At 64.7% G+C, this 18,098-nt stretch carries 22 protein-coding genes and 1 pseudogene; 14 read left to right on the top strand and 9 right to left on the bottom strand.

The features are described from left to right. Positions 1 to 17 precede the first annotated feature (17 nt). Entirely contained in the window at positions 18 to 482 is a 465-nt protein-coding gene (locus C3B78_RS15245) for an Lrp/AsnC family transcriptional regulator (protein WP_104999828.1), read from the top strand. A gap of 18 nt (positions 483 to 500) precedes the next feature. Here C3B78_RS15245 and C3B78_RS15250 read toward each other — a convergent pair whose 3' ends face one another. The 7 genes from C3B78_RS15250 to C3B78_RS15280 form a co-directional block, all read right to left on the bottom strand. After that, positions 501 to 956 carry an Hpt domain-containing protein gene (locus C3B78_RS15250; protein ID WP_158677259.1) on the bottom strand — a complete coding sequence of 152 codons (456 nt, stop codon included), beginning with the start codon at positions 954 to 956 and terminating at the stop codon, positions 501 to 503. Between the two features lie 110 nt (positions 957 to 1,066). Next, entirely contained in the window at positions 1,067 to 1,813 is a 747-nt protein-coding gene (locus C3B78_RS15255) for an EAL domain-containing protein (protein WP_234005416.1), read from the bottom strand. Between the two features lie 545 nt (positions 1,814 to 2,358). Continuing rightward, positions 2,359 to 2,565, bottom strand: a complete 207-nt coding sequence (locus tag C3B78_RS15260; protein WP_158677260.1) for a hypothetical protein — start codon at positions 2,563 to 2,565, stop codon at positions 2,359 to 2,361. 210 nt (positions 2,566 to 2,775) lie between these two features. Next, positions 2,776 to 3,999 carry a MinD/ParA family ATP-binding protein gene (locus tag C3B78_RS15265; protein ID WP_234005417.1) on the bottom strand — a complete coding sequence of 408 codons (1,224 nt, stop codon included), beginning with the start codon at positions 3,997 to 3,999 and terminating at the stop codon, positions 2,776 to 2,778. A gap of 491 nt (positions 4,000 to 4,490) precedes the next feature. Next, positions 4,491 to 5,867 (bottom strand): sensor domain-containing phosphodiesterase, encoded by a 1,377-nt coding sequence (locus C3B78_RS20110; protein WP_234005418.1) that lies wholly within the window; start codon positions 5,865 to 5,867, stop codon positions 4,491 to 4,493. Positions 5,868 to 6,030: 163 nt separating this feature from the next. After that, entirely contained in the window at positions 6,031 to 7,104 is a 1,074-nt protein-coding gene (locus C3B78_RS15275; RefSeq protein ID WP_158677261.1) for a M23 family metallopeptidase, read from the bottom strand. A 234-nt stretch (positions 7,105 to 7,338) separates the two neighbouring features. Further along, on the bottom strand, positions 7,339 to 7,668 hold the full coding sequence (locus C3B78_RS15280; RefSeq protein WP_104998807.1) for a sensor histidine kinase: 330 nt from the start codon (positions 7,666 to 7,668) through the stop codon (positions 7,339 to 7,341). A 347-nt stretch (positions 7,669 to 8,015) separates the two neighbouring features. Here C3B78_RS15280 and C3B78_RS20115 point away from each other — a divergent pair. From C3B78_RS20115 to C3B78_RS20260, 7 genes and pseudogenes are all read left to right on the top strand, one after another. Next, a pseudogene (locus C3B78_RS20115) lies at positions 8,016 to 8,093 on the top strand (transcriptional regulator); the annotation flags it as partial. Between the two features lie 138 nt (positions 8,094 to 8,231). Beyond that, entirely contained in the window at positions 8,232 to 8,777 is a 546-nt protein-coding gene (locus tag C3B78_RS15290; RefSeq protein WP_104999830.1) for an alternate-type signal peptide domain-containing protein, read from the top strand. Between the two features lie 92 nt (positions 8,778 to 8,869). Beyond that, positions 8,870 to 9,478, top strand: a complete 609-nt coding sequence (locus C3B78_RS15295; RefSeq protein WP_104998808.1) for a hypothetical protein — start codon at positions 8,870 to 8,872, stop codon at positions 9,476 to 9,478. Between the two features lie 90 nt (positions 9,479 to 9,568). Continuing rightward, positions 9,569 to 10,105, top strand: coding sequence for a signal peptidase I (locus tag C3B78_RS15300; RefSeq protein ID WP_234005419.1), 537 nt, complete (start codon positions 9,569 to 9,571; stop codon positions 10,103 to 10,105). Next, the gene (locus C3B78_RS15305) at positions 10,102 to 10,833 is read left to right on the top strand and encodes a hypothetical protein (protein ID WP_104998810.1); all 732 of its coding nucleotides are present in this window, start codon (positions 10,102 to 10,104) and stop codon (positions 10,831 to 10,833) included. Before C3B78_RS15300 ends, C3B78_RS15305 begins: the two co-directional genes overlap by 4 nt. Next, a complete protein-coding gene (locus tag C3B78_RS15310; protein ID WP_104998811.1) occupies positions 10,826 to 11,347 on the top strand; it encodes a hypothetical protein in 522 nt (173 codons plus the stop codon). Before C3B78_RS15305 ends, C3B78_RS15310 begins: the two co-directional genes overlap by 8 nt. 46 nt (positions 11,348 to 11,393) lie before the next feature. Beyond that, positions 11,394 to 11,519 carry a hypothetical protein gene (locus C3B78_RS20260; protein WP_267895216.1) on the top strand — a complete coding sequence of 42 codons (126 nt, stop codon included), beginning with the start codon at positions 11,394 to 11,396 and terminating at the stop codon, positions 11,517 to 11,519. Positions 11,520 to 11,547: 28 nt separating this feature from the next. Here the strand turns inward: C3B78_RS20260 and C3B78_RS15315 are convergent, their stop codons facing one another. Beyond that, complete coding sequence (locus tag C3B78_RS15315) at positions 11,548 to 12,327, bottom strand: response regulator transcription factor (protein WP_104998812.1); 780 nt, start codon at positions 12,325 to 12,327, stop codon at positions 11,548 to 11,550. A gap of 508 nt (positions 12,328 to 12,835) precedes the next feature. On the opposite strand from C3B78_RS15315, the gene C3B78_RS15320 reads away from it, so the two are divergent. The 5 genes from C3B78_RS15320 (at position 12,836) to C3B78_RS15340 (ending at position 17,457) form a co-directional block, all read left to right on the top strand. Continuing rightward, positions 12,836 to 13,291, top strand: coding sequence for a hypothetical protein (locus C3B78_RS15320; protein WP_104998813.1), 456 nt, complete (start codon positions 12,836 to 12,838; stop codon positions 13,289 to 13,291). Between the two features lie 123 nt (positions 13,292 to 13,414). Beyond that, positions 13,415 to 14,509, top strand: a complete 1,095-nt coding sequence (locus tag C3B78_RS15325; protein ID WP_234005420.1) for a COG1470 family protein — start codon at positions 13,415 to 13,417, stop codon at positions 14,507 to 14,509. 1 nt (position 14,510) lies between these two features. Beyond that, the gene (locus C3B78_RS15330) at positions 14,511 to 15,017 is read left to right on the top strand and encodes a hypothetical protein (RefSeq protein WP_104998815.1); all 507 of its coding nucleotides are present in this window, start codon (positions 14,511 to 14,513) and stop codon (positions 15,015 to 15,017) included. Next, entirely contained in the window at positions 15,014 to 17,140 is a 2,127-nt protein-coding gene (locus C3B78_RS15335) for a beta strand repeat-containing protein (protein ID WP_104998816.1), read from the top strand. Before C3B78_RS15330 ends, C3B78_RS15335 begins: the two co-directional genes overlap by 4 nt. 74 nt (positions 17,141 to 17,214) lie before the next feature. After that, on the top strand, positions 17,215 to 17,457 hold the full coding sequence (locus C3B78_RS15340) for a hypothetical protein (RefSeq protein ID WP_104998817.1): 243 nt from the start codon (positions 17,215 to 17,217) through the stop codon (positions 17,455 to 17,457). On the opposite strand, the gene C3B78_RS19885 is transcribed toward C3B78_RS15340, so the two are convergent. Further along, positions 17,451 to 17,594 carry a hypothetical protein gene (locus C3B78_RS19885; RefSeq protein WP_199775265.1) on the bottom strand — a complete coding sequence of 48 codons (144 nt, stop codon included), beginning with the start codon at positions 17,592 to 17,594 and terminating at the stop codon, positions 17,451 to 17,453. The genes C3B78_RS15340 and C3B78_RS19885 overlap by 7 nt on opposite strands. Before the next feature lie 292 nt (positions 17,595 to 17,886). On the opposite strand from C3B78_RS19885, the gene C3B78_RS19890 reads away from it, so the two are divergent. Continuing rightward, complete coding sequence (locus C3B78_RS19890; RefSeq protein ID WP_199775266.1) at positions 17,887 to 18,048, top strand: hypothetical protein; 162 nt, start codon at positions 17,887 to 17,889, stop codon at positions 18,046 to 18,048. Positions 18,049 to 18,098 lie beyond the last annotated feature (50 nt).

Genomic DNA, 18,098 nt, shown 5'->3' on the forward strand with positions numbered 1-18,098 from the left:
CGGGGGCCGTGGGCAAAGTGGCAGCCAAGGATGCCGGGACGGAACCCGTCCCGCTGGATGAGATCGACCGCAGGATCATCGCCGAGTTGACCCGGGACGGCCGGATGTCCGTCACGCAGGTGGCGGAGAACGTCCATATCTCCCGCGCGCACGCCTACACGCGGATCGGCCGGCTCACCAGCGAGGGGGTGCTGTCCAGGTTCACGGCGCTCGTGGACCCCATCAAGGCGGGGCTCCGCTCATCCGCCTACGTGACCCTGAAGCTGAAGCAGGACGCCTGGCGCGAGCTGCGCGACCAGCTCGCCGTGATCCCCGAGGTGCACCACGTGGCCCTGGTGGGCGGCGACTTCGACGTGATCCTCCTGGTCCGCGCGGTGGACAACATCGACCTGCGGCGGGTCATCTTCGACCAGCTGCAGTCCATGCCCGGGGTGCTGGATACCCAGACATTTTTGGTGTTTGAGGATCTGGACACGCGGTAGCCACAGATGCTGACGTATCTATGCCCTCTGGCGGAGATAGTCGATTTCGAGTTCAGTGACCGTGGCCCTGCCATGGAGTGAAATCTGGCCCAAGACCGAACATCCGCGGCTCAGGTCGCCTTTGCGCACGGCCCGCTCCAATGCCTGGGCCAGGCCTGCCAGACGACGGGCGCCCACCATCGCGGAAGACACCCTCAGGCTGATGACAGCATCAAGGGCCGCGTCACAATCCTCATCAGCAAGTGATACAGCCAGCCGGCGCTCCCGCTGATCCCACAACGCCGCATAGTCCTTCACAAAATTCGTTGCCAGATCGGCTCGCCCCAGCTGGTCTTCCAGATCCTGCAGGACTCCCGTGTCCACTAAGGGCAGGTTCTGACCGTCGCCCGTCCCGTCGGGCCCCGGCGCGGGAACGCCACGCCCGTCCGGTTCGTCGCCGCCGGACGGCACTGCTGGTTGAGCTGAAATGACCATGCCTTAAGGCTAAGTCCCGTGGAGCCCCAAAGACCCGTTCTTCGGAGTATCCTGCGCAAACCTTAGTGCTGCCTTGAGCGCACAGACGCAATAGTCGGCGCACCGGAACCCTACGGATCCACCGAGGCCGCTGCCACTGGCTGTATGACCCAGGAGGACCAGTTCAGCGGGTGCACCGACGGCCGGCCAAGCAAATAGCCCTGGCCGGACGTCAGGCCAGCGTCAATGACCGCTGCCAGCTCGGCCTCAGTTTCAATTCCTTCACCAGCCAGGACCGCCCCGACCTCGCGGGCAAGCCCTATCACGGCGGGCTCATCGTGGTCGCGGCCCGCCACGATTCCGTCAATAAACGTACGGTCTAGCTTGATGATGTCCGGCCGAAGGCTAAGAATCCGATCGGCAGGCATGAAGCCCGGACCGGAGCCATCCACCGCTACCCGCAGGCCCTGTTGACGTAGCGGTTCCATCGACTGGATGACGCTGTCCCACCGCGCGTCGTCTGCCCGGCCCCGTAGTTCAATGACGATCTTGTCCATCGCCAAGCCGGAGTCCTGGAGCACGTCTCGAACCCGGGCTTCCGTGCAGGCTGCGGGGCTAAGGTTGAATGCGACAAAAAGATGGGAAGGGACCGTTCGCGCCGCGGACACGGCGCACAAGAGCGCCGCCAACTCCAATTCGGTGCCGAGGCCTACGGCTTCGGCTTCCCTGAACCAGGTTTCGGCGTCGGCTCCGTCACTGGTGACGAAGCGCGTGAGCGCTTCAAACCCCGCGGTTCTTCCTTCCGGCAGCTCGTGTATCGGCTGGAACGCCGTGAGCAATAGCCTGCTACCCAGGACCGATTTGATCCTCTTGGTCATTCCGGCACTGCGTGATCGCGGCGCGTCCAGGAGACCCGCAGGCGTAGCCCGCGAGTCGGGCCCACTGGGTGCGGGAAGAGTATGCTGCCCGGCGTCCGGCTTGCGCGTCCCGATCAGATGTTCCAGAAACGCTCGTTCAGGATTGTCCGGATGGGCAGCCAGTCGGTCCTGGAGCTGCTGCCTGGCCCATGTCCCGCCGGGAGCGGGATCAGACAACACGTCATTGATCAGCTCCAGCACCTGCCCGCGCAGAGTGGTGTCTTCCGCCGTCGAAGGCGGCACTGCGGGTCCCCCCGGACCCGGCATGTCCTCTGCACCGATGCCTGCTGGAAACGAAGGCTCGTCCCTTGACATTGGCTATTCCTTTTTGTCCCCAGGCACCGGCTGAGCCCGGCACCGGGTCTTGGCCGCATCACTGACTCATCACAGCGTGCAACCTCCACCTGAACAAAGAGTACAACCGACCCGACCGTAAATGCGCTGTCATTGGGGCAAGAAGTTCAGTCAGTGCTAAACGCGGGCTCGGAACTGCGGCAAAGTTCTTTCTAGATCGCCGATTCCGGGATCCCATCCACGGCGATCTCATTGAGCTTGATCCACATGGCCCTCATGAAGCCTTCGCTGTTCCTGCGGACCACTGCGCACCGCACCCCTCGTCCATCCCATCGCTCCACCAGCACGTCGCCACGAAGGTCGCGGGTGACGAACACATCGTCCGCCACCCACGCCGCGCCCTCCTTGAAGCCAAACATTGCCACCGGCATAGAAACCCACGGACGGCGATCTGCCCGCCTGTCGTCCTCGTATCCACCCATGGGCCGAAATTAGCCCTGCATCCTGGCCGGGGCACCAGTAGCCGGTACCTGAGTTTCACCCGCCGAGTACCTGTAGCACCTATCTCCCTACTTGCCTGCGCGTCCTGCCAAAGCCGGTCAATGCGGAGGGCACTGAGAGGAATCGTTCTACCGGTACCCGTCCACGATTGCAGCGGCGATCTCCTTGTAGGCGCGCCTGGTCTCGGGTTTGAGGACATCGAGGGTGACGAGGTCGCCGTCAGCCACGCCACGGTCGTGCGGAACCGCGATGAGCTCGCGGCAGATCCCGGCCAGGTGTTCTTCGATGGCGTCCTTGTCCACCCGGGAGGAGACCTCGTCCTTGTCCGTAATAACGACGACGGCGTTCCGGGCCAGCTCCTCGTAGCCGTGGCTGGCCAGCCAGTGCAGGGTGCTGCGGGCACGTTTGGCACCGCTCACTGCATAGCCTGCGGCAATCACCAGATTGTCCGCAGACTGCAGGATCCCGCTCATGGCGTTGTGCGTCACACCCGTGCCGCAGTCGGTCAGCGCCACGGAGTAATAGCTGGAAATGAGTTTGCGGATCCGCAGGTACTCAGCCGCCGTGAGTGAATCCGAGACCTCCGGGTCCTGCTCCCCCGCGATCAGGTGCAGCCGGCCGGCGTGGTGCATGTACCGGGCCAGGGCTGTCAGCGAGTCGATGGAGTCGATGTTCTTCAGGAGGTCTGTAATGGTCCGCGGGCTGGACTGCTGGTAAATGCCCTCGCCAAGTGCCCGTTCCACCAGGTCACCGGAGTCGGGGTTCGCATCGATGGCGCAGGGGGCGTCCCCGCGGAATTCAGCCAGCGTCAGGCCCACGCCCACGGTAGTGGAGGTCTTGCCGATGCCGCCCTTGAGGCTGAGCACAGCGGTGTTGTAGCTGCCCTGCAGCTGTCGCGAGATCCGGCGCGCCAGCTCATCCTCCTGGCGCTGCCTGGCGCTCGGGCCCAGGTTCCAGGCACCGCCGGTCACGCTGTAGATGGCTCCGCGGAGGCCGCCCACGGGCCGCGGCTTCTGCTCCTTCACGAACAGCCCGGGCGAGCTGATGAAATCAGGCATGGGGCTCTCAGCAATGCTGTCCGCAACGGTAGGCCGGACGCGGCGGAAGGCGGGAGCTTCAGCAGGGGCGGCCGACGGCGGCGGTGCGCCTTCCCCGGCAGCTGCACCAGGGTCGGAGGTGAGGGTGTCCTGCACGGCCGTCGGGGCGGCTGCAGGTGGCCGGGTGGGAGGCGGGACGGCAGAGGCTGGCTGCGCGGCATCGGCGGCCGCGGCAGCTTCTGCCCACGAGGTCCGGCGTGTCAGCGGCCCTCCGGCTTCAGGCGGGCTGGAAGGGGCGGGCGGTACGGCTGGCATGGTTCCTGTCCGGACATCCGCCGGCTCGCCGTCGACGCGACGGAGGTCGCGGCGTCGGCGCAGTGGCGGCTGCCCTGCATCGTCTGCATTGGCGCGCGCATTCTGATCCGCCGGATCGGACATGTTTATCCCCCAGGACGTTCGGCAAGAAGTTCAGCAGCACTCTGGTTCAAACTGTAAGTCTACGATGCTTTCGAGTGTCAGCCCGGACTCAGCGGTGGGCCAGTGCGGCGGCAACTACGGCTGCGGTCAGTATTAAGAGAACGGCCAGGACAGCGTAACCGTGCCACTTGGGACGACCTTTATGGGGATTGATGTCAATGTACGGCATGGCTGACGGCGGCTACCTCGGGGATTGGCCTGTGACGCGGATGACACGGCGCTTGACAGGACGCTACATGCAAGTATCGGAATTGACAAAATTGGGTCACGCCGCGGATCGCAGGGCATGTGCGGGCTTGGGTGCAGCACTTATGCAAGCGAAACCTTGGCTAAAGCACGCCGCCGATGCGTGCTTCCTTCCACGCTTCCCAGTCGGCAGGATGGAGACTGGGGCGGCCTAGGAAGTATCCTTGACCGGACGTCATGCCAAGCTGGGTAACAGCCGCAAGTTCAGCCAGGGTCTCGATACCTTCGGCCACGATCTGGGCTCCTGTCTCCTGGGCGAAGTCAACCATGGCCGCACCGAGGGCCCACTGGGCACGGTTGCTGTCAAGCCCGGCAACGAGGCTGCGGTCAAGTTTGATGATGTCGGGCCGGAGCCTAAGGATGTGGCGCATTGAGGAGAAGCCGGATCCGGCGTCGTCCACTGCAATTCTCAGGCCGCGCTGCCGCAATGGGTCCAGTGCGGACAGCAGCGGCGCATAGTCCTCTACCGGGAGCCTTTCGGTCAGCTCCAGGACCATTCGGTCAGCGGCGAGGCCGGGCTGCTTCAACAGCGCCGGCAGCTTCGGGTCCAGGCAGGTGTCCGGTGAGAGGTTAAGCGCGACGTAAAGATGCTCCGGCAACTTGGCTGTCCTCCGCAGGGCAGCTTCCAGAGCCGCAAATTCAAGTTGTCCGCCGAGCCCCACGCTTGCGGCTTCGCTGAACCAGTGGTCCGGACTTCGGCCGTCGTCACTGGGGAACCGGGTGAGTGCTTCCACGCCGGTTATTGTTCCGGTGCTGAGTTCGTAGATGGGCTGGAAGGCTGTGAGGATCATTCCGTCTTGGACGGTGCTGTGGATACGCTCCCGGATGCGCCGCTTGAGAAGCTGCGCTGATTCGGCGGACAGGGGCCTGCTGGATCCTTCGTAGCAAGGGCGTACTCCGATCCGCGATGGGCGTGACCTCCCGGACACCTCCATCCAAACGGGTGCGCCGGTGCGGTGGCGGTACAGGATCGGGACGCCGGTCCAGTCCGAGCCGGTGTCCCCAAGAATATCTGCCACTGCCTGGCGCGCGACGGCGAGTTCATCCTCGTCGATCACCATGCTAACCGGCCTGCCGATCAGTTCCGCAGGCTCATAGCCCAGCAGTGCGCTGCTGGCCCTGCTTGAGAAGCTGAAATTTTCGTGGGCGTCCACGGCCCAAAGCCATTCACCGCTTGTGTCCGAGACGGTTTCCATGAGGTTGGAGACGGACCGGTTCCGGTCGCGCTCCTTGTAATGGGTACGGATTCCCCTTATCGAGCTCCACACCGCAACGACGATCAGCCCGCCGGCAACGGAGCAGAGCAGGCTGGAACCCGCAGGCGGCTGGAGGGTGCTGCCGCTCAAGGAGTGCAGACCCGCGACCACTGCCAGGGCGAATGCCACCTGCACGCTTAGGACGCAGAGCAGCACGTTACTGCCGATGAAGGACCTGATGGTCGTTCTTCCGTACTTGGTCATGTTGTACTCCCCCACTGCATACAATGCCCAAAACCGGCCCGTGAAAATGGGGGCCGAAAGTAGGCTAACAGGACCATCGTCCGCTAAATCCGTTCCTTGGATTAACCTGCGGAAACCCTTGAGGAGCTGCGGGAGATCAGGAGCTAAACCCAAGAGGTGGCCTTCACCTGACAGCCGGCGAAGGGGTGGCCGCCGTCGCGGTGGCAGAAGGCGCCGGGGACACCGTAGCTGTTGGGGTAGGCGCCACGGTAGGGGCTGGCACCATCGTCGGGGAGGGTGAAGGACCGGCGGTGGCGGCAGCTGAAGGAGACGACGCCACCGTCGGCCCGTTTTCCGGCATCGCGTGGCTGTGGCCAGCCGATTCATGGCTACGGATCTGTTCAACGGAGACTACCCATGCCGGCGCAGGTTTCGTTCTGTCGGCGCTCCGGTAGTCGGCCATCGTGATATCGGCCTTGGGATCGGGAGAATGCAGCGGCACCAGTGTCCATTTAGCAGGGTCGGTGTGGCTGCCGTTCAAGACCGTTTCGAAATGGAGATGGCAGCCCGTTGACGCACCGGTGGTTCCGACCTTGGCGATAACGTCGCCGGCCTGGACGGACTGTCCCGTCCGGACACCTATGCCTTCGAGGTGGTTGTAGGTGGTGATCAGCCCGTTGCCATGATCCACTTCAACCCGGTTGCCGCCGCCCCACTGATGCCAGCCCACGGCCCGCACCACGCCGGCATCCGCCGAGTGGACGCGCGTGCCGCAGGATGCGGCGAAATCGAGGCCCCAGTGGAATTCCCCCGCTCTTCCGGTGATGGGACTCGTCCGGAGTCCGAAAGGCGAACTGGGGAGAAGTGCCTCCAGCGGTGCCATCAGCGTTCCGGCCGCTGGGCGCTGCGAGGCGGTTGAGGCGGCGCTGAGTTTCCCGGTCTCCTTCTTCGCCTCGGTAAGGACGATGGAGCGGCTGTAGGTCAGCGAAGCATCGGCCGGGGCCGAGACAGCGTCCAGGGTTGAGCCGGCTGCCTGCGCAACCCCCGTCCCCGCTGCGAAGCCCTGGCCGGCTGTAGCTGCAAAACCGCCGGAGGTGTGCCCAGGCGCATGTTCAGCAGCAGGAACCGAGCCGTTTGCCTGCAGCCCCATAACGAGCACGGCCAGCACGCCTGTACCCCCGCTGATGGCTAGCCGGGCGGCATGCCGCCGGTGCTGCCGGCCGCGGCGGGCAGCAGCCCGCGCCAGATGTTTTGCCAAAATGGATTCCCCCGTGAAGAGCCGCCTGTTGATGTGATTGGCGGGCGTAGTAACTATGGGAACACGGAGGACAAGGCGATTCGAGGCATAAAGCCGCATCTGTGAATAACCTATGCAAACCCTCAGGCAGGCCTTGCCAAACTGGGCCGGTCTTCACAGAAAACTCAGTAATAGGCGCCCGCCCCGCAGCGGCCAGGACCGCTGCCTATCGTGTCCAAGGCCGGGGACTGAAATCTAATCCAGGGGAATGGTGACGGAGACCTTGGTTCCCCTGCCCGGAGCAGAGTCAACGCTCACGAAGCCGTGCGCTTCGTTGACGGCCATCGTCATCAGGCACACCCCGTATCGGTGATTCCGGGAAGCCTCGGCCTGGCTTTCCGGGCTGAAGCCAATGCCGTCGTCAGTGATGGTCAGGCGGATGCCGTGGTAGACGGCCTCGAGCCGGACGGTCACTGCGGTTGCATTGGAGTGCCTGAACGCATTGGTGAGGATTTCCTGCCCGGCGCGGTAGAGCAGGATAGCGCAGGCCGCCGGAATCTCGAGGCCGTGGTGGGGAGTTTCCATCCGTACGCAAACGCCTTGCCGGCGGAGCGGCACGGTTAACCTGTCAATGCTGCCGGCCAGCCCCCACGTGCGGAACGCAGCGATGAGTTCATCGGCGGTTGCGTCTTGGGTTCTGTCTCCATCCAGTGCTGTTGCTTGGCTCACGACTTTCCCTGCTTCCCTGCATGCTTGCTGTCTCTTGTGTGGATGCCATACCCGGCCGGTAAGCCCCTGGAACAAGAGTGGCCCGCCATCCTCAAGGAGTCCGGCAATTATCCGCAGCCTGAGTAAAGATTTGCAGCAGGTTTAGGCAAGCTGGGCCGCGGCCACCTCATAGGGCGGCGGCGAGGCCTGTGACATGAAAGAGCGCCGTGGACAACATCGACCTGCGGCGGGTCATCTTCGACCAGCTGCAGTCCATGCCTGGGGTGCTGGATACCCAATCCCAAGGATTCCAGCGGGTCTCCTTGGATTTTCCTATGGTTTTCCTTCGCGAATACCGTCGGGAACCTGTGAAAAGTGCCCCAGCATTGTGTGTATCCGGAAATTCCGCAACTTTTGAGGGGATAAGTACTTTGAACAGAATGACTAAAGGCGCCATTGTTACTGCCGCAGGCGTGATGTTGCTGGTCGGCGGGGGCGGCACTTTGGCCGTATGGAACGTGCAGCAGAACGCTGAGGCCGGGACCGTGGCAGCCGGTGATCTCAACCTGGTTGCCGAAGCAGGTGTATGGACGGTTGCGGGCGCGAATGGTCCGATCACGATCCCCAATATCAACACTTACCAGATCGTCCCCGGGGACACTCTCACCTACACCCAGACCGTGGACATCACCCTGGACGGTGACAACATCGCGGCCAACCTGACAGTGGTGAACCCTGCCGGCGTCAACGACGGTTTCGCTGCGGACACCTACACCACGTCCGCAGTCACACTGGAAAAAGACGGCGTGCCAATCCAGAACCCGTTGGACAAGGACGACGACGTCACGGACGCCGTCGCTTCGGTGACCTTCGACTTCCTGGAATCCACCACTGGCCGTACCAGCACTGACGCGACCTACAGCTTCAGCAACGTCGCGTTCAAGCTGGAGCAGATCGCCCCGGCAGATCCCATCGTGGAACCGTAAGCATTCACTGATAGTGCAGCGGTAAGGCGTGTGCCCGCGGAGCCTTTAGGCTCCGCGGGCACACGCGCGGACATGACATGGCGGGAGGAATTGTGGCGATACAACCGGGACGCACAGCAAGGATTGCTGCCATAGTTGCTGCCGGGGTTGCCCTGGGCCTCACCACCGTCGGAGGTTCCTACGCGCTGTGGAACGCGCTGGTCCCGGCAGGTGCAGGAACGGTGCGCTCCACAGACTTCCTCGTCATGCTGACCGGTTCGAACAACACCGGCACGTACAACATGGTGCTTCCCGACGGGACTCCGGCGACCGTTGCACTGAGTAGCACCGCAGCGCCGCTGGACGAACTCTTTCCGGGCGCCCCCGTGTACGCAGGAGCTTCGGTAAGCAACGCCACCACGGCGGGATCCGCGTTCACGGTGAACGCATCCCTCCCGGAACCCGCAATCATCACAGACACAGGCCCTGGAACGGGCATATCCCAGTACCTGTCGGTCGAGTCAGCCACGGCAGGGAACCTCACCGAGTGCCAAGCCCTTCCGGCCGCTAATTACCAGTCGGGATTCCAGGGTGTGCAGATTCCCAAGGGCGGTTCCACCGTGATCTGCTTCAGGATCCAGCTCACCGCGGGAGCGCCCTCCACGTTGCAGGGGCAGTCCGCATCCATATCAGTTCCATTGTTCGTTGAACAGATTTCGTAGGAGCCAAGAATGGCCAGGCACCGGCATATGGAGCAGCGCCGCGGCGGCCGTAGACCCGCCCTTTTGTTCCAGACGTTAAGTATGGGAGCCATGGCCCTGGCTGTGCTGGCTGCCCTGGTCCTGATTGTCGTTCCCCGCCTAAGTGGTTCCTACACCTACACGGTGCTGACCAGCTCCATGGCTCCGGCCTATTCGCCGGGCACGTTCCTGGTGGTCAGGCCGGTTCCGTTCGGAGAGCTGCGCGTCGGTGATGTCATCACCTACCAGATCGAATCGGGCCGGCCCGACGTCATAACGCACCGCATCGTGGCGGTCAGCTCAAACCAGCAAGGCGAACGGACCTTCATCACGAAGGGCGACAATAACTCGGTCGAGGACAGGAAACCTGTGCTCGAGGTCCAAGTCCGGGGCAAGCTGTTCTACGCAGTGCCGCACGCTGGCTTCCTTGCCACCGCCGCCGCCTCCAGCGGACGGAATGACATGTTGCCTTTCATCGGCCTCGGCCTCGTCGGATACGGGGTGTTCACCACAGTCCGCGGTATCCATACCAGGACTAAGCGTCACGCGGTTATCCCGCACTCCGTGCCAGAAGAGGGCTCCGTTCCGCTTCAGGCGCCCAACCCATGAACGGGCGGACGTTTACGTACTGCGTCCGGGTGTGGACCGCCTTTACAGGCGCGACGGCGGCGGCAGCGGTGCTGGGGATGTCACCAAGCCCGGCACAGGCAGCTGAGCCGGAACTCCTGCTCAGCGCCGATGGCGTGACCTATTCCCGGTCACTGGCGCGCCCAATATTCGGCGAGATCACCGGCTTCGTGCCCGGGTCATCGTCGTCGGCAGACGTCTGGGTCTACAACGGCACCAACCGCACCGCTTTCCTGTCCATCGCCGCACTCGGACATGAGCCGGGTGCGGCGCTTACAGCGGACCTGGGACTTGCTATCCGCTCAAACTTGGGCTCCACAGCCAGGATGGCGCTGGGCGGGTCAGGTTCCTGCTCGGATCTTGCTGCGGGCTGGGCTCTGGAACCCGCTGAAAGCGTCCGTCTCACCTTCAAACTGGACCTGGCCCGTGACTCATCAAACGCAACACGGCGGCAGAGCAGCGGCTTCGATGTGCGGTTCATGCTTGAGGACCAGGACGGCGCCACCCGCGGCGGTGCCTGCAGTTCAGGCGGGGGAACCATCGCACCTGGGCTGGCCGCGCCCGCTCCTTTGCCCGCGTCCAGCGCTCCGTTGGCCGTGACGGGGGCTCCCCAGCCCTGGGGGTGGTTCCTGGCCGCCGCCGGCCTCGTGACGGCCGGCAGTGGCATCCTTGTCTACATGCGGAGGAACAAGGCATCAGCTGATGACTAGGAAGAATGATCTGCCACGTCGGGCGTATCTGCGCCCGACGCTTACGCGGCTGGCCGGAATGAAGCCAAAATCCTTCCGTGTGCTCGTCCTCGGCTTCTGCTTCACTCTCCTCATAGCAGGCGGCAGCGGCCCTGCCCTCGCACTCTGGAGCCAGAACGCCTCGATGACAATGCAGGTGAAGGCAGGAATTTTGCCATCCCCGGACCTTGAGTGCGCTGATGTTCCGAACGAGACGGCGGTCCTGGTCACCTGGACCCCCCAACGGGCAGGAGTCACCGGTTACGACGTCACCGTGACCAGGAACGGACTAACAATCAAAAGTTCCAGCTATTCCTCCAGTGTGACGTCGGAAAGGGTCACGCCCCCGCCATTGGGGGCGGGTGATTACGCCTATTCGGTCACGGTGACGGCCAAGTATGGTTCCTGGCAGGCCCAGCCCACCGCTTGGGACACCATCCGGGCCAGAGTTGCGATCATAGCGCTGGGATCGATGGCCACTATCTCCTGCTCATGACGACCATCCCTACCGCACCTGCCAGCACTCGACACAGCGACCCTTGATGAACTCGAAGAGGAGCTCGTCGGCTATGGGGCTCCTGCGCCAGTTCACGGCAGACTTTGCCGTACTCTGGGCGGCGCGCACGGTGAAGGAAATCGAACTGCGCTACTCATTGGTAAGCGGGTAGCCCGCGCCCTGCATGGTGCTCCGTTCAGTCAGGTGTTGCCTGGGCGCTTCCTGGCCAGGCAGTATCCCACCCCTCGGACCGTCTGCAGCCAGCGGGGAGACTGGGGATCGTCCCCGAGCTTGCGCCGGAGATTGCCGATATGGACCTCCACTGCGCGTTCATCGGACTCACTGATATAGCTGCCGTCCAGGGTAGGCCCTCCACGAAGGGTCTCGACAAGCTGCCTTCGTGACCGGACACCTCCGGAGCTGCGAAGCAGTTCGTAAAGGAGATCGAATTCACTCCGAGTCAGCTCCAGCCCAACTCCCCCCACGTCCACGGTCCGCATCCTGGGGTCAAGAACCAACCCGTTGTGCTGGAGCACCGGTGCGGGACGCTCTGAGGCAGTAGCCGGAAGTTGCGGTCCGGCTGTAGCCGATGCCCCGGCGGAACGCTGAAACCGGGGCCTGCGCAACATCGCCGCGATCCGTGCCCTTACTTCGCGGGGACGAAAAGGCTTGGTGATGTAGTCATCGGCTCCGGCCTGGAGCGCTGTCAGGACATCCGACTCTGCAGTTCGTCCGGTCAGCATGAGGATGTACGCGTCACTGAACCGCCGGATCCGCCGCAGTACCTCAAAGCCATCAATATCCGGCATGCCCACGTCCAACGTGACCAGGCACGGCTGCCTGTCCCGCACCACCTCAACACCCGCGCGCCCGTCCGCAGCCGCGTGGACTTCGAAGCCCGCTTGAACAAGCACCCCTTCCAGCAGATTGCGCATGTCCGCGTCATCTTCTACAACTACTGCCACACCAACGTCACTCATGTTCCCCCTGAGCTGCCAGGCCTTCGTAGCTGGCCCAGCGCCGCCCAGGAAACCTGACGTAGTGCCAATTACCCAAACGTCGGAGGAACAAACATACACGTCAGGCCTCCGGACCATAGCTGGAAAGTTACGGCAAGCACGCCTGCCGTAACGTTCCGGGCTTTCGAGATGTGGACACCCTCGCCACATCCCTAAATTTTGTGCGCGCCGGGCCACCGCGTCCGCCGGGATAGCCGCCGACGCGGGACTACCTGTTGTGCAACTGGCCACTGCGCATTTCCGGGGAAATCGGCAGGAATCCCGCGGCTTTTGCAGCGCCGGGTTCCTGAGTAGTAGCCAACAAAACCAAGTAGTGCGTCGCTCAGGTGCGTGGATTTTCGGGTACCCGTACGTGTTGTTGCGCCCGGCAGCAGGCGAAAACATGGGGTCATCGATCCACCGAAAGGCACCGGCATGGGGCCGCTCATGGGGGAACGGCTTTCCAACCGCACGCACAAGGAGTCTTTCAATGCGCCCAACGACCAAGAAGAACAAGATCGCCGCTGTTGCAGCGTCAGCAGTGCTGCTGGCAGCCGGCGGCGGCGCCGCCTACGCCTACTGGAGCACCACAGGGTCCGGCAGCGGCTCTGCCGCTGCCTCGGACGGAACTCAGGCGGTCACCATCAACGTGACCGTGGCCCCGGACGTCGCCCCCGGCGCCCCCGTGGACATTACCTATACGGCCACCAACCCGAACACCAGCAGCACCCCTGTGACTCTGGTGGACCCCGTAGTCACCACCGACGTCGCCGGCTGCCTGCCGGCCTGGTTCGACGCCACAGTTCCGGCCGGCACCACCACCGTTGCCGGCCGCGCCACCGGCACGGCCCTCGGTACCGGAACCCTCACCCTCAACGACGACCCGGCCGTCAACCAGGACGCCTGCAAGGGCGCCACCATCACCGTGACCGTCGACAGCCAGTAGCAAATCTGCGGGCCGGGGACGGGTGGAAACCCCGTCCCCGGTTCGCCGTCATTTGCACCACATGGGAAGGGGCACGGGGTGCACAACCAAGAGGGACAGCCGCGGCAGCGCTTGCGTAAAGCAATGAAGGCGGCACTGATCGGGATCGCGCTGCTCCTGGCCGGCGCGGGAACACTTTCCGCTGCGCCGCAGAATCCGAAGCCGGGCATCACCGCGCAGGTCTCCCCTGCCAGCCAGTCTGTCCAGCAAGGCCAGGGCGCCGTTTACACTGTGTCCCTCACCTCAACGGGCGGCTTCAGCGGCGCCGTCAGCCTCTCCGTCGCGGGCCTCCCCTCCGGCGCCGCCGGCACGTTCTCGCCCGCTTCGGTGACCCTGGCCTCCGGGACCACGGCAACGGCCACCCTCAACGTCACCACCGCGCCGAACACCCCGGCCGGCACCAGCTCCTTGACCATCAAGGGCACCAGCGGCAAGGTTTCCGGCAGCGTCAGCGCCGGCCTCACCGTTAACTACAGGGTCTCCACGTCCTTCTCAGTGGCCGCCACCCCGGATTCCGTCGCCGTTCCGCCGGGCGCAACCGCGGTGTACACCCTGCAGCTGACGCGGAACGACTTCTCCAGCCCTATCAGCTTCAGCGTCCCCGGCGGACTTCCCGCCGGGGCCACCGCCTCATTCTCGCCCAACCCCGCCACCGGCAACTCCACCACCCTGCAGGTTGCAACCACAGCCGCTTCCCCGAAAGGAAGCTACAGCCTGCACCTGGTGGGCACGGGGAAGGATTCCGCCGGCAGGTCCCAGAACGCCTATGCCAACGTCCAGCTCGTCCTGGACGCCACCATCAAGCAGTTCGTCCTCTCCGGAAATGTCCCAGGATCCCTGTCACCCGGTTCTTCGGCAGGCCTGGACCTGCAGATCAACAACCCCAACAACAAAATGTTGTCCCTGACCAATATCTCGGTCGCCGTCGCCGGAGTCACCCGGAGCGAGGACGCTGCGGCCAGGAACCTGCCCTGCACCGCGGCGGACTTCGCCGTCACGCAGTACAGCGGCCCGTACCCGCTCGCCGTTCCCGCAGGCAGCAGCAGTAGCCTTTCAGGGCTCCGCATACCACCCACGGCATGGCCACAGGTGGCGATGCTTGACACCGCTGCCAACCAGGACGGCTGCAAAGGCGCCGCCCTGCAGCTCACGTACTCAGGATCAGGACAGGGGAACTGAGATGACCACCACCGCAAGGACGGCACCTGCCGGGCGGGGCCTCAAAGCGGCGGCCCTCACCGGAATCATGTTTGCCGCATGCGCCGGAACCGCCTACGCCTTCTGGACCGGCGCCGCCGGCACCGGGTCCGGCTCGGCCGCCGCCGCTACGATGCAGGCCGTGACGGTGGACGCACTCGTGGCCGGGGACGGCCCGCAGGCGACACTTGTCCCGGGCGGTACTGCCGACGTCGTCCTCCGGATCACCAACCCCAATCCGTACGCGGTCCAGGTCTACAGCGTCACCGCCGGCGGCCAGGCCACCGCGGACGCCGCCCACCCCGGGTGCACCACCACCGGGGTCACCTTCACCGGAACCGCCGCGCCGCTGTCCCCGGCAACCTACGTTGCGGCGAACTCTTCCACACTGCTCACCCTTCCCGGAACGGCTGCCATGGACACCACCTCACTCGCGGCCTGCCAGGGCGCCACCTTCCACCTCCCCGTCACGGCGGAGGTGCGCAAATGACCGCCGCCATCCGGAAGAGGCTGCCCGGCCTTCACCGCGCCCCCTCAAAGCGGCCGGCGTGGGTTGCCGCGGCGCTGCTGCTCCTGCTCGGCACGGGCACCGCGGCCTTCGCCTTCTGGGCCTCCTCCACCACCAGCAGCAACGCGACCGCGGCCGCGGACACGTTATCGCCCGGGGCCCAACCCGCCGTGGCGGCCAACGGCGCGTCCTTGTCCGTCACCTGGGCGGCCGGAACCACGGTCAACGGGCAGGCAGCCACCGGGTACGCCGTCACCAGGTATTCGGCTGCCACCGGCGGAACGGGAACACCGGCCACCGGCGGCTGCGCCGGCACAGTCGCCACGCTCACCTGCACCGAGCAGGATGTCCCCGCCGGCATCTGGTACTACACAGTCACCCCAACCATCGCCCTCTGGACCGGCGCGGAGAGCCCGCGCAGCGACGGCGTCAGCAGCGATGCCATCGCCCCTGCGGCGACCGTTTCGGCGGTATCGCCCGCGCCCAACGCCGCAGGATGGAACAGCACCAGCCCCGTCACCGTGACCATCACGGCCGACGACGGCGCTGCCGGCTCCGGCGTCGCCTCCATTACGTACGCGGTCGACGGCGGCGCGGAGCAGACAGAGAGCGCCGCCACCGCCACCGTTCCGGTCAGCGGCGACGGCACCCACACAATCACTTACTTCGCCACCGACGCGTTGGGCAACTCGGGAGCGGCGCAGAGCTACACGGTGCGGATCGACACCACCGCGCCGGCTGCGCCGGGACTGACCGTCCCAGCCTATGTAAGCTCCGCCAACGCCGCCGCCGTGCCGGTGACAGGCACATCCGAGGCGGGAGCCGAAATCACCCTGACTGCCGGCGATGGTGCGCAATCAGTGACGGTTGCTGCCACCGCCTCCGGCACCGGGTCCTGGTCCGCCAGCCCCGACCTGTCCGGCCTGGCCCAGGGAACAGTCACCTTCACAGCCGCCGCAACGGACGCCGCCGGCAACACGGGCACCATCACGGCCGCCACAAGCACCAAGGACACCGTGGCCCCGGCGCCGGCGCAGGCCCTTGTTGTTCCGGCCTACGTCAACATCGCCAACGCCGCTGCTATCCCTGTCTCCGGCACCGCTGAAGCAGGCGGGACTGTGACCGTAGCCGCCAGGGACAGCAGCGGCCAGACCGTCACCAACACGGCCACCGCCTCAGGCCCCGGCGGCGGATGGTCCCTGGACCTGGACCTGAGGCCCTTGAACCAGGGAACCGTGACCTACACGGTCACCGTTACTGATCCTGCGGGGAACACAGGCGCTCCCGCCTTTGCGTCAGACGTAAAGGACACCGTGGCGCCGGCCCTGACCATCACAGCCCCGATGTACGTCAACAGCAGCACTGCAACCGGTGCCACCGTCAACGGCACCACCGAGGCTGGCACGGTGGTCACCGTGACCGTCAGGGATTCCATGCTCAACAGCGTGCCGCCCACACAGGCCACACCCTCCGGCACCTCCTGGTCCGCAACGCTGGACCTGTCCTCACTCAGGGACGGCACCCTGACGTACACGGCATCCACCAGCGACGCGGCCGGCAACAGCACAACGGCCGCCGCTTCCGGCACCACCGGCAAGGACACGGTGGCGCCCGCCGTGACAGGCGTGGCCCTGGCACACGGCGGCGGTAACCAGGGCCAAGGAAAGGCCGACAAGGGCGACACTGTGACCATCACGTACTCCGAGCCGATGGATCCGGCAAAGTTCTGCCCGGGCTGGAACGGGGCCAGTATTAACGGCACCGCCACGGTGGCCAACGGCTCCAACGCCGCGAACGACACCATCAGCTTCACGGGCAGCACCTGCACCGCCCCGAACATCGGAGCCATTCTCCTGGGCGGGAACTATGTGGGCACCAATGCCGCCGTCTTCGGAGCCAACGGCACCGCATCCACCCTTACGTGGGACTCCACTGCCAGGACCTTGACCATCAAACTGGGCAACGCGCCCAACGGCCAGGGAGCAGTGAACACGTCGGTGGTGGCAGGCACGCCCACGTACTCTCCGGCGCCGAACCTCACGGACCTGGCAGGCAACCCGCTCGGAACCGGCAGCTTCACTGCCGCTGCCGCCAGCGGCTTCTAGACGGCGTGCGGCAGCTGGGGTCGCCGGGTGCAGTGGATCCGGCAGGGGAAGTGGCTAAGAGAGGGGTTTTGTAAATGGATATTGCCAAGTTATGGGACCAGCTGGAGCCAGGAACGCGGCAGTGGCTGGTCGACAATCCCGGGTTCAGGATCCTTCCCCGGTCCGTCGCGGCAGCTATGGCGACGGCCACCGGAGTCCGGTTCGAGCAGGACCGGCACGGTGAAACAGCCCTCTCTCCCAGCGACTGTGACTTCATCCGTAAGGCGGCAGAACAGCACGAGGCGCGCGCAGATAAGCTGTCGCGGCCGCGTCACTGAGCGCGAGTGGCTACGCCGCTTTCGCGGGAGTACGTTTTGCGGGCTTTTGCCTTGATCAGTCCTGCGGCCAGGAGCCCCATTCCCGCGAGTTGTGCCAGCATGCCGCCCAGTGCCACGGCGTATTCGGTGATAGTCATTCCCGCCACCCCTTCTGATGTCCTGCCCTGATGCGCCCAAGCTACGCCCGGAGGCTCAGCATTAGCCGCAGGTGCGGCGAGGGTTTGGTCAAGATTTGGCCTCGGCGGAAAGGAACTGGCCCGGCCCTGGGCCAGCGGTAAACCGCGGCCGTTCTTACCTGTAGCGTTTCATGCGCGAACTTTGCCCCAGTCCTTTGAGAACTGTGCAGGAAATCATCGGGAACCTTGATCGACACCACTCATCATTTAGTCAGAAGGCAACGAATGCCCCCGTACAACGAAAATGAAGGTAATGAAAGTGGCAACCAGGGCAGAAAAATCAAACTACCGCTACAGCGATTTCTATTGCTTCATGTCACTGGCGGACTTCACGGCTTACATTTCCGCGGATGACGACGCCGATGGCCCCATCTCGATCAGCTACGCTTCCCGGGGAGCCGGGCAGCGCGCCTGACACTTACTGCCTGGCACAGGGACGGCCGCAACCGCTTGGGTCCGCTCCGA

Origin of the sequence: Arthrobacter sp. PGP41, from assembly GCF_002953935.1 — a bacterium.
Lineage (GTDB): Bacteria > Actinomycetota > Actinomycetes > Actinomycetales > Micrococcaceae > Arthrobacter.

Excerpts from the sequence above, each read along its gene's own strand:
- C3B78_RS15250 (WP_158677259.1), bottom strand. The coding sequence starts at position 956 with ATGGTCATTTCAGCTCAACCAGCAGTGCCGTCCGGCGGCGACGAACCG.
- C3B78_RS15255 (WP_234005416.1), bottom strand. The coding sequence starts at position 1,813 with ATGACCAAGAGGATCAAATCGGTCCTGGGTAGCAGGCTATTGCTCACG.
- C3B78_RS15260 (WP_158677260.1), bottom strand. The coding sequence starts at position 2,565 with ATGTTTGGCTTCAAGGAGGGCGCGGCGTGGGTGGCGGACGATGTGTTC.
- C3B78_RS15265 (WP_234005417.1), bottom strand. The coding sequence starts at position 3,999 with ATGCCAGCCGTACCGCCCGCCCCTTCCAGCCCGCCTGAAGCCGGAGGG.
- C3B78_RS20110 (WP_234005418.1), bottom strand. The coding sequence starts at position 5,867 with ATGACCAAGTACGGAAGAACGACCATCAGGTCCTTCATCGGCAGTAAC.
- C3B78_RS15280 (WP_104998807.1), bottom strand. The coding sequence starts at position 7,668 with ATGGAAACTCCCCACCACGGCCTCGAGATTCCGGCGGCCTGCGCTATC.
- C3B78_RS15290 (WP_104999830.1), top strand. The coding sequence starts at position 8,232 with ATGACTAAAGGCGCCATTGTTACTGCCGCAGGCGTGATGTTGCTGGTC.
- C3B78_RS15300 (WP_234005419.1), top strand. The coding sequence starts at position 9,569 with ATGGCCCTGGCTGTGCTGGCTGCCCTGGTCCTGATTGTCGTTCCCCGC.
- C3B78_RS15305 (WP_104998810.1), top strand. The coding sequence starts at position 10,102 with ATGAACGGGCGGACGTTTACGTACTGCGTCCGGGTGTGGACCGCCTTT.
- C3B78_RS15310 (WP_104998811.1), top strand. The coding sequence starts at position 10,826 with ATGACTAGGAAGAATGATCTGCCACGTCGGGCGTATCTGCGCCCGACG.
- C3B78_RS20260 (WP_267895216.1), top strand. The coding sequence starts at position 11,394 with ATGAACTCGAAGAGGAGCTCGTCGGCTATGGGGCTCCTGCGCCAGTTC.
- C3B78_RS15315 (WP_104998812.1), bottom strand. The coding sequence starts at position 12,327 with ATGAGTGACGTTGGTGTGGCAGTAGTTGTAGAAGATGACGCGGACATG.
- C3B78_RS15320 (WP_104998813.1), top strand. The coding sequence starts at position 12,836 with ATGCGCCCAACGACCAAGAAGAACAAGATCGCCGCTGTTGCAGCGTCA.
- C3B78_RS15325 (WP_234005420.1), top strand. The coding sequence starts at position 13,415 with ATGAAGGCGGCACTGATCGGGATCGCGCTGCTCCTGGCCGGCGCGGGA.
- C3B78_RS15330 (WP_104998815.1), top strand. The coding sequence starts at position 14,511 with ATGACCACCACCGCAAGGACGGCACCTGCCGGGCGGGGCCTCAAAGCG.
- C3B78_RS15335 (WP_104998816.1), top strand. The coding sequence starts at position 15,014 with ATGACCGCCGCCATCCGGAAGAGGCTGCCCGGCCTTCACCGCGCCCCC.
- C3B78_RS15340 (WP_104998817.1), top strand. The coding sequence starts at position 17,215 with ATGGATATTGCCAAGTTATGGGACCAGCTGGAGCCAGGAACGCGGCAG.
- C3B78_RS19885 (WP_199775265.1), bottom strand. The coding sequence starts at position 17,594 with ATGACTATCACCGAATACGCCGTGGCACTGGGCGGCATGCTGGCACAA.
- C3B78_RS19890 (WP_199775266.1), top strand. The coding sequence starts at position 17,887 with ATGAAAGTGGCAACCAGGGCAGAAAAATCAAACTACCGCTACAGCGAT.